The sequence below is a fragment of the Nocardia lijiangensis NBRC 108240 genome (assembly GCF_001613045.1).
In the GTDB taxonomy this organism is placed as follows: domain Bacteria; phylum Actinomycetota; class Actinomycetes; order Mycobacteriales; family Mycobacteriaceae; genus Nocardia; species Nocardia lijiangensis.
On the sequence record NZ_BDBP01000159.1, the window covers coordinates 1 to 9,676 of the forward strand.

The window sequence follows — 9,676 nt, forward strand, 5'->3', positions numbered from 1 at the left end:
GAACCCGCGCTGCCCGCGCGAACCCGCGCCGCTGCCCGTGAACCGGCGCCGCTGCCTGCGAACCGTGCTGCCCGCGAACTGGCGCGCTGCCCGCGAACTGGCGCGCTGCCTGCGGACCCGCGCGCTGCCCGCAAACCGGCGCGGTGTCCGCGACCGATGCGCCGCTCGTAGGCTGAGGGGCGTGACCATCGACCTGTCTGCCGATCCCATCGCTCTCACCGCCGCGCTCGTGGACATTCCGAGCGTGTCGCTCGACGAGAAGGCGATCACCGACGTCGTGGAGCGGGCGCTGCGGGAGCAGACCAGCGGCTTCGAGGTGGTGCGGCACGGCAACGTGGTGCTGGCCCGCACGAACCGGGGGCTGCCGGCCAGGGTGATCTTGGCCGGGCACCTGGACACCGTGCCGATCGCGGACAACGTGCCGAGCCGGTTCGACAAGGACGAGGACGGCCAGGAGGTGCTCTACGGGTGCGGCACCGTCGACATGAAGTCGGGTGACGCGGTCTTCCTGCATCTCGCCGCGACGGTCGCCGAGCCGGTGCACGACCTGACGCTGATCTTCTACGACGGCGAGGAGATCGCCGCCGAGCACAACGGCCTCGGTCACATCGAGCGCGACCTGCCCGAATGGCTCGACGGTGATCTCGCCATCCTGGGCGAACCCTCGGGCGGCTGGATCGAGGCGGGCTGCCAGGGCACCCTGCGCGCCCGGCTCGCCACCAAGGGCGTGCGCGCGCATTCGGCGCGAGCGTGGATGGGCGACAACGCGATTCACCGGCTGGCCCCGGTGCTGCAACGGTTGTCCGACTACCGGCCGCGGGCGGTCGACATCGATGGCTGCGGCTATCGCGAGGGCCTCTCGGCGACCCGCCTCTCCGGGGGCGTGGCGGGGAACGTCATCCCGGACGCCGCGGAGCTGGAGCTGAACTTCCGCTTCGCCCCCGACCGCAGCATCGACCAGGCCATCGACCACGTGCGCGAGGTCTTCGACGGTATCGAGGTCACGATCGACGTGGTCGACGCAGCGCCCGGCGCGCTGCCCGGCCTCACCGCGCCCGCCGCCGCCGATCTGATCGCCTCGGTGAACCGTCACGGCGGCGGCGGGGTGCGGGCCAAGTACGGCTGGACCGACGTGTCACGCTTCGCCGCCCGCGGCATCCCCGCCGTCAATTTCGGTCCCGGCGACCCCAACCTCGCCCACAAGCGCGACGAGCACCTGCCGACCGCACAGATCACCGCGGTCGCCGCCATGCTGCGCAACTACCTGACCGGCAAAGCCTGACCCTCGATCGCACGGCCCGCGAGGGCGTTGCCTTGCCCGTCCGCGCCGGGAGTGCGACACCCCCGCCCGACATCGCGAGTGTGCCACGCGTTCACCGCCTTGCGCCGCCCGCGCCGCCTACAGCCCGGTAGCGTGGAACGCATGTCCACCGAAGCCGCCGATTCCGAGGTTGCCAGTAAGCCGAAGTCGACAGCCAAATTCCGCGGACCGATAATGTTCCGCCGCGACCGCAAACCCGGCGCAGGCACCGCCGACCGGAACCTACTGGATCAGCGCGGGGACAGCGACTGGGTGCACACCGACCCGTGGCGGGTGCTGCGCATCCAGGCCGAGTTCGTCGAGGGTTTCGGCGCGCTGGCCGAGGTGCCGCGCGCGGTCACGGTCTTCGGTTCCGCGCGCACGCCCGTCGACCATCCCGAATACCAGGCGGGCATGGCCATCGGCGCCGCGCTGGCCAGGGCCGGGTTCGCGGTGATCACCGGCGGCGGGCCCGGCGCGATGGAGGCCGCCAACCGGGGGGCCTGCGAGGTGGGCGGTTACTCGGTCGGCCTCGGCATCGAGCTGCCGTTCGAGCAGAGCCTCAACGACTGGGTCGATCTCGGCATCAATTTCCGCTACTTCTTCGTCCGCAAGACGATGTTCGTGAAGTACTCCGAGGCATTCGTCTGTCTGCCAGGTGGTTTCGGCACCCTGGATGAGCTGTTCGAGGCGCTCACGCTGGTGCAGACCCGCAAGATCACCCGTTTCCCGATCATCCTGTTCGGCACCAGATACTGGTCGGGGCTGGTGGAGTGGCTGCGCGGTTCGCTGGAGGGCTCCGGCAAGATCTCGCCGAGCGACCTCGATCTGATCCACGTCACCGATGACGTGGAGGAGGTCGTCGAGATCATCATGCAGGCGGCCGCCGACCGCGCCGACATCGACACCCTCGGCACGGAGGATCAGTGGTGACGGAGATTCCGGTCGACCCCGCTGTCCCGTACGCCGTCTGCGTCTACTGCTCGGCGAGCACCGCCGACCCCGACGCGCTGGCGCTGGCCGCCCGGGTGGGCACCGAGATCGCCCGGCGCGGTTGGCAACTGGTGTCCGGCGGCGGTCACGTCTCGATGATGGGCGCCGTCGCCACCGCGGCGCGGGCGGGCGGCGCCACAACCATCGGCGTGATCCCGAAACACCTGGTGCACAAGGAAGTCGCCGACGTCGACTCCGACGAGCTGGTGGTCACCGACACCATGCGCCAGCGCAAGCAGGTCATGGAGGACCGCGCCGACGCCTTCCTCACGCTGCCCGGCGGCGTCGGCACGCTGGAGGAGTTCTTCGAGACCTGGACCGGCGGCTACCTCGGTCAGCACGCCAAGCCGGTGGTCGTGCTCGACCCGAACGGCTTCTACGACGGTCTGTTCCGCTGGATCGACGAGCTCTACGAGCGAAAGTTCGTCTCCCGGTTCGCCATGGAGCGGATCACCGTGGCCACCTCCCTGCCCGCCGCGTTCGCGGCGCTGAAACCCGAACCGGCGATCGGCGACAGCACCGGGCAAGGCTAGGAGAAGCGCGTTGAGCGCCGACACCCGCGCAACGGTGCGCCTCGTCGACTTGGCCAAATCGCTGCCCGGGATGGCGCTCGATGCGCCGGGCATGGTGCGCAACGCGCTCGGCATACTGGTGCGGCCCGGCGACAAGGCCTCGGTCGGCTTGTACTTCCAGCGCAACGCCCACCGTCATCCGGACCGTCCTTTCCTGCGTTTCGAGGGCCGGATCTACCGATACGGTGAGGCCAACGCCGAGGTGAACCGCTACGCGAGTGTTCTCGCCGAGCGCGGGGTGCGCCGCGGCGACGTGGTCGGCGTGCTGATGGCCAACCGGCCCGAGACGCTGTTCACGGTGCTTGCCGTCGTCAAGCTCGGCGCCACCGTCGGCCTGCTCAACCACCACCAGCGCGACCGGGTGCTCGCGCACAGCTTCGGGCTGCTCGACAGCGTGCTGAACGTGGTCGGCGAGGAATGCCGGGAGGCGCTGGATTCGCTCGCCGAGCCGTTGCCGAACGTGTTGTCCAGTGGCGATCTCGAACGGGACGCCCGCACCGCCGACGCCACCGATCCCGCCGCGTGCGCGCAGGTGACCGCCCGCGAACGCGCGTTCCTGATCTTCACTTCCGGCACCACCGGCCTGCCCAAGGCCAGCGTGATGACCCACCTGCGCTGGACAAGGAGCATGGCCGGTCTCGGCGGGTTCGGAATTCGCCTGCGCGGCAACGACACCCTGTACTGCTGCCTGCCGCTCTATCACAACAACGCGCTCACCGTCGCGCTGTCGTCGGTGCTCGCGGGCGGGGCCACCTACGCGCTCGGCCGCAAGTTCTCCGCCTCCGGATTCTGGGACGAGATCATCCGGGAACGGGCCACCGCGTTCATCTATATCGGCGAGCTGTGCCGGTATCTGCTGAATCAGCCTGCGCGCCCGGCCGATCGGCAGCACCGGGTCCGGTTGGTCGTCGGCAACGGGCTGCGTCCGGAGTTGTGGGAGCAGTTCACCGAGCGGTTCGGGATCGGCAGGGTGGTGGAGTTCTACGGCGCGAGCGAGGCGCCGATCGCGTTCGTCAACGCGTTCGGGGTGGACCGCACCGCGGGGTTCGGGCCGCTGCCCTACGCGATCGTCGAATACGACGACGCCACCGGCAAGGCCAAGCGCGGCCCCGGCGGCACGCTGCGCCGGGTCGGCTCCGGCGGGGTCGGTCTGCTGCTGGCCAAGGTGGACGACCGCCAGCCGTTCGACGGCTACACCGACGCGGACGCCTCGGAATCCAAGCTGATCCGCGACGGCTTCAAGCGGGGCGACGTGTGGTTCGACACCGGTGATCTGGTGCGCGATCAGGGCTGGTGGCACATCGCGTTCGTGGACCGGCTCGGCGACACCTTCCGCTGGAAGGGCGAGAACGTGGCCACCACGGAGGTCGAAGGCGCGCTCGGCGGGCACGATGCCGTGGCGCAGGCCGTCGTGTTCGGGGTCGATATCCCCGGCGCCGACGGCAAGGCGGGCATGGCGGCGGTCACGCTGCACCCCGGCGCGGAGTTCGACGGCGCCGGGCTGGCCGAACTGGCCTACCGCGGGCTGCCGGGTTATGCGGTGCCGCTGTTCGTGCGGGTCGTCGCCGAGCTGGAGCAGACCTCCACGTTCAAGAGCCGCAAGGTCGAACTGCGCAAGCAGGGGTACGCGCCGGACGCCGACAGTGCGCTCTACGTGCTCGCGGGTCGCACCGAGGGCTACGTCCCCGCGTACGACGACTACGCCGCCGACGTCGCCGCGGGCCGCGTGCCGAAGAGCTGAGCCGCTACAGTCGAGGCATGTTCAGCCCGATTGCCGTGCCGCCTCCCACGCTGTGCGGCAAGCAGGTGGCGACGGATCGGGCGCTGGTGATGGCGATCGTCAACCGCACCCCCGATTCGTTCTACGACCGCGGAGCGACGTTCACCGACGCCGCGGCCATGGATGCGGTCGCCCGCGCGGTCGGCGAAGGCGCGGATCTGGTCGACATCGGCGGAGTGAAGGCGGGGCCGGGTGCGACGGTCGACGCAGCCGAGGAGACGCGGCGGGTGGTGCCCTTCGTCGCGGCGATCCGCGCCGCGTATCCCGAACTGCTGATCAGCGTCGATACCTGGCGATCGGAGGTGGCGCGGGCCGCGGTGGCCGAAGGCGCCGACCTGATCAACGACACCTGGGCGGGCGCGGACCCGGAGCTGGTCGCGGTCGCCGCCGAACTCGGCGTCGGCGTCGTGTGCAGTCACACCGGCGGCGCGGTGCCGCGGACCCGCCCGCATCGGGTCCGGTACACCGACGTGGTGAGCGAAGTCACCGACACCGTGGTCCGGGCCGCCGAGGACGCGCTCGCCGCGGGCGTGCGCAAGGATTCGATCCTGATCGATCCCACCCACGATTTCGGCAAGAACACCTATCACGGGCTCGAACTGTTGCGGGGAATCGACGTTCTTGTAAATACCGGATGGCCGGTCTTGATGGCGCTGAGCAACAAGGATTTCATCGGGGAGACTCTTGGTGTCGGTCTCTCCGAACGGTTGGAGGGCACACTGGCGGCGACAGCGTGGTCCGCCGCCGCCGGCGCCCGAGTCTTCCGGGTCCACGAGGTTGCCGAAACCCGGCGCGTCGTGGACATGATCGCCGCGATCCAGGGCATCCGGCCCCCCGCACGAACCCTGCGAGGTCTGGTATGAAAATCCAACACCGCGAGTCCGCCTGGGCAAGCACGAATACCTGGGACACCCCCGAATGGACGGTCGACGAGCTGGTCGCCGCCAAGGACGGGCGCACCGTATCGGTGGTGCTGCCCGCGCTGAACGAAGAACGCACCGTCGCCGAGGTGGTGGCCAGCATCAGGCCGCTGCTCGGCACGCTCGTCGACGAACTGGTGGTGCTCGATTCCGGCTCCACCGACGCCACCGCCGAACGGGCCCGCGCCGCGGGCGCCGAGGTCATCTCCCGCGAGCAGGCCGTGCCGGAGCTGGAGCCGATGCCCGGCAAGGGCGAGGTGCTGTGGCGTTCGCTCGCGGTCACCGGCGGTGACCTGATCGCGTTCGTCGATTCCGACCTCATCGACCCCGACCCGGCCTTCGTGCCGAAGCTGCTCGGCCCGCTGCTGCTGAACGACGACATGCACTTGGTCAAGGCCTACTACCGCCGCCCGCTGCGGCAGGGCGGCACGGTGGACGCGCACGGCGGCGGGCGCGTCACCGAACTGGTCGCACGCCCGCTGCTCGCCGCGCTGCGCCCGGAACTGTGCGCGGTGCTGCAACCGCTGAGCGGCGAATACGCGGGCACCCGTGAACTTCTCACCTCGGTGCCGTTCGCCCCCGGCTACGGCGTGGAGATCGGCCTGCTCCTCGACACCTACGACCGCGTCGGCCTGTCCGCCATCGGCCAGGTCAATCTGGGCGTGCGCACCCACCGCAATCGCCCCCTCGGCGATCTCGGCGTGATGAGCCGCCAGATCCTCGGCACCGTCCTCGGCCGCAGCGGAGTCACCGACTCCGGCGCCGCCCTCACCCAATTCCCCCTGATCGGCGACGCTTTCACGGCCCACAGCACGGAAGTCTCACTCACGGACCGGCCCCCGATGAACACCCTGCGCCCGTCCCGAGTCGCCGCCTAGCTCCGCTAGCGGTCGAAGCGCTTCCTCGCAGATCGTTTCGACGCTTCGCAGAGGTTGTATCCGCTGCGAAGCGTGTGGTGGCGCTGCGAGGTCGGGTTTTCTAGGGCTCTCGGCGAGACTTGCCATCGCCAGTGGACGCGTCGGCTGTCGCTAGCTCTTCGTTCTCGCGAGAGTCTTTCGTCTGCGATGCGTCGCACTGCCCGGGCTGCTCATCGGCCAACCGAGCCTGAATCGCGGCAACGGTCAACTGTTCCGACGAATTGGGCCGTTTCAGTACGGCGACCAGAACGCCGACGGTGATGGCCACGAAGGCGATCACGCTGACGAGAACGATGGTGTTCATCGCGTCCTCCCCGAATGTGCGCCCGCCCCAGCGTGATTCGTTTCGCGCGTCACCGGCGTCCGGAATGCGCGGCTGTCGGACCTGGAAGACATGGAGAACTCACCTACTCGAATTAATAGTTATCTACTAGCTATCTAAACATCGAGTGGGTATCTGTAACCCGCAGGGGCACGTGATGTGCAACACACTGCGGAAATAGTCCGGCATTTCGTGCGAACCCGGCGTGCAGCGAGCGGGGAGGCGTTCTTCAGCTATCGATCCGCATCAGCGCCGTGGGCGAGTGCCGATGGGGCGTGGGTCGGCGTCGTGCCGGTAGACGGGCGTGAGTAGATCGACATCTACCGGCTCGCCGGTGGTTCGGTCGTAGCGGACCGCAATGAGCACCGAGAACAGGTGATTGGCCGCCCGCTCGTGCAGCGTGGCCAATCGAGTGGCGAGCAGGCGCACCGCACCGAGGGATCCGGGTGGGTGCAGTCCGTCGATGATCAGGCAGGTGCCGCGGCCGTCGGGGCGCGGCAGGCGGGCCAGATACGCGATGTCGTGCGGTTCGGGGCCGCCCGGCCGGTACACGCGGCGCGCGGCCCTGTCCTCGATGCCGCGGCGGGCGTCGCCTGCCCTGGCCACGGCGCGGCGCAGCCGGGGATCGGCCGCGATGAGATGACGCACGCTGGGGGACAACTCGGGACCGCCGACCACGATCAGTCCGTCCCGGTTCAGGTCCACCGGTCTGCCCGGCAGGAACCTTTCGATCCCCGCCCCGAACCCGAGCTCGCGCAACAGTTCCACGAGCCGGTGTGCGGCACCGGGGTCCGGCGCCCCGAGCACCCGGCCCGCCCGCACCTCGGGGACGAGCACCGTGAGCGTCCCGTGCCCGAAGAACAGTCCCTCCGGCGCCGGGCCCTGGGTGCTCACCTGATGGATGCGGGCGCGGGAAAGACCCGCCGCCGCACCGATTCTGGCGAAGGTCCAGCCCTCGGCGTGAAGTTCCCGGATGACCGCCCTGCGGATCCTGGTGAGTTCGTTGATCGTCTGCTGCGCCGCCGCCACCCCGTCGGTGGCCGCCTTGAGTCTCTCGACCTTGTCCTCGATTGCAAAGACTCGCGCCACGTCATCGGCCGACATGTGCGAAGTTTAGACAGCTCGACAGCCTTACGGGTCTAGTCTGCTTGACATCGCTTACTTCCAGACGGCCCAGTCTGTTTCGGCTCTACGGCGATTCGCGCGGACTCGCCGGTGCTGAAGGCGGAGTGTGCACGATGCTGCCGATCGAAGTTCGTCCTCGAATCGGACATGCACACTGCGATCAGGTGGCGTCGAAGTCGATCGGCGGACGTTCGTTGCGCTCCAACGGTTTTTCCAGCTTCGGCATCGGATAGTCCGGCATGCCGCTGCTGGTTCCGTACAGGTCGTCTTTGGAGGGCACGGCCTTCTCCAGGCTGCGCAGCACCGAATCATCGCCGTTCAGCAGGTGCTTGGTGACCATCGAGCGCGGCGTCATCCCGCGCAGCTCGTTCAGGTCGGCCAGCGGCTTGCGCAGGTCCTCGAAATCCGGGCCCAGTTCTTCCTTCAGCTGGGCGGTGGCGCCGCTGGCGTAGTCGCGCAGCTGACGCAGGCTGTTCGTGGTCCAGCGCACGGCGCCGGGCAGACGCTCCGGACCGAGGATCACGAGGGCGGCGACGAGCAGGATCATCATCTCGCTCCAGCCGATGTTGCTGAACACGAATCCAGGCTACCCGGGCATCCGACCAGCGGGTCAGTCGGATTCCAACGTCACAGGCACGTCCACCTGCCTGCCATCGCGGATCAACTGCACGTTCACCGTCTCGCCGATCTCGTGGGACTGCACCGCGACGGTCAGCTCCTCCGGCCCGGTGACCTCGCGGCCGCCCACCCGGACGATCACGTCACCCTCGACGATCCCCGCTTTGGCCGCGGGACCGTTCGGCGCCACATCGGCCACCGCCGCGCCGCTCATCACCTCGTTGGCGACGGTCTTGGTGCGGGCCGAGATGCCGATCACCGGGTGGTTCATCTTGCCGGTCTGGATCAGGCTCTGCGCGACCTCGGTCATGGTGTCGACCGGGATGGCGAAGCCGAGGCCGACCGAACCGCCCGTCTCGCTGCGGATGGCGGTGTTGATGCCGATGACCTGCCCGTCCATGTCGACCAGCGCGCCACCGGAGTTACCCGGGTTGATCGAGGCGTCGGTCTGCACGGCGTCGATCACCGCATTGGTGTCGCTGCCCTCGCCGGACAGCTTCACCGGGCGGTGCAGCGCGCTGACGATGCCGGAGGTGACGGTCTTGCTCAGGCCGAGCGGCGAACCGATGGCCAGCACGTCGTCGCCCACCTGGATGTCGCCGGACTTGCCGAGCTTGGCCACCGTGAGGTTCTTCACGTCGACCTTGAGCACCGCGAGATCGGTCTTGGGATCGCGGCCGACGATGTTCGCGGGCACCCGGCTGCCGTCGGAGAAGGTGACCTGGATGGCGGCCCGGTTGCTCTTGTCCTGGGCGGCCATCGAGATGACGTGGTTGTTGGTCACCACGTAGCCCGCGCCGTCGATGACCACGCCCGAGCCGGTGGCGCCGTTGTCGCCGACGGTGACCCGGATGGAGACCACCGAGGGCAGGACCGCGTTCGCGACCTGGGCGATCTGCCCGTGCGGGCGCTCGATGTCGTCGGACTGCTCCAAGGTCACCTTGCGGGAGGTGAGGTTGGTGGTCTGCTCGGCGGTGAGCCTGCCGACCAAGCCGCCGAGCACGCCGATGCCGAGCGCGATCGCGGCCAGCAGAGCCAGCGCCTTGGGCGCGACCCTGGACCCGAAGAGCACCTCGCGCACGCTCAGCTTGCGCGACTGGGGCAGCGGCTGCGGCTGCGGCGTCGGCAC

The 9,676-nt window shown here is 69.2% G+C and carries 10 protein-coding genes; 6 read left to right on the forward strand and 4 right to left on the reverse strand.

Translation table 11 applies throughout. The features are described from left to right. The first annotated feature begins 181 nt into the window (after positions 1-181). From dapE to NL1_RS34705, 6 genes are all read left to right on the forward strand, one after another. Positions 182-1,282 carry a succinyl-diaminopimelate desuccinylase gene (gene dapE, locus NL1_RS34680; protein ID WP_067848875.1) on the forward strand — a complete coding sequence of 367 codons (1,101 nt, stop codon included), beginning with the start codon at positions 182-184 and terminating at the stop codon, positions 1,280-1,282. Between the two features lie 141 nt (positions 1,283-1,423). After that, entirely contained in the window at positions 1,424-2,233 is an 810-nt protein-coding gene (locus tag NL1_RS34685; protein ID WP_067848855.1) for an LOG family protein, read from the forward strand. Continuing rightward, complete coding sequence (locus tag NL1_RS34690) at positions 2,227-2,826, forward strand: LOG family protein (RefSeq protein ID WP_084511389.1); 600 nt, start codon at positions 2,227-2,229, stop codon at positions 2,824-2,826. The genes NL1_RS34685 and NL1_RS34690 overlap by 7 nt, the downstream gene beginning before the upstream one ends. 10 nt (positions 2,827-2,836) lie before the next feature. After that, complete coding sequence (locus NL1_RS34695; RefSeq protein WP_067848857.1) at positions 2,837-4,606, forward strand: long-chain-acyl-CoA synthetase; 1,770 nt, start codon at positions 2,837-2,839, stop codon at positions 4,604-4,606. A gap of 17 nt (positions 4,607-4,623) precedes the next feature. Further along, positions 4,624-5,508, forward strand: a complete 885-nt coding sequence (gene folP / locus NL1_RS34700) for a dihydropteroate synthase (protein ID WP_067848859.1) — start codon at positions 4,624-4,626, stop codon at positions 5,506-5,508. Further along, the gene (locus tag NL1_RS34705) at positions 5,505-6,443 is read left to right on the forward strand and encodes a glucosyl-3-phosphoglycerate synthase (RefSeq protein ID WP_067848862.1); all 939 of its coding nucleotides are present in this window, start codon (positions 5,505-5,507) and stop codon (positions 6,441-6,443) included. The genes folP and NL1_RS34705 overlap by 4 nt, the downstream gene beginning before the upstream one ends. Positions 6,444-6,543: 100 nt before the next feature. Here the strand turns inward: NL1_RS34705 and NL1_RS34710 are convergent, their stop codons facing one another. From NL1_RS34710 to NL1_RS34725, 4 genes are all read right to left on the reverse strand, one after another. After that, on the reverse strand, positions 6,544-6,786 hold the full coding sequence (locus tag NL1_RS34710) for a hypothetical protein (protein ID WP_067848864.1): 243 nt from the start codon (positions 6,784-6,786) through the stop codon (positions 6,544-6,546). Between the two features lie 264 nt (positions 6,787-7,050). Further along, positions 7,051-7,908: a hypothetical protein gene (locus NL1_RS34715; protein ID WP_067848866.1), complete on the reverse strand. Its 858-nt coding sequence runs from the start codon at positions 7,906-7,908 to the stop codon at positions 7,051-7,053. A 181-nt stretch (positions 7,909-8,089) separates the two neighbouring features. After that, positions 8,090-8,506: a Sec-independent protein translocase protein TatB gene (gene tatB, locus NL1_RS34720; protein ID WP_067848869.1), complete on the reverse strand. Its 417-nt coding sequence runs from the start codon at positions 8,504-8,506 to the stop codon at positions 8,090-8,092. 33 nt (positions 8,507-8,539) lie between these two features. After that, positions 8,540-9,676, reverse strand: a 1,137-nt coding sequence (locus NL1_RS34725) for a S1C family serine protease (RefSeq protein WP_067848872.1), incomplete at its 5' end; no start/stop codon positions are given.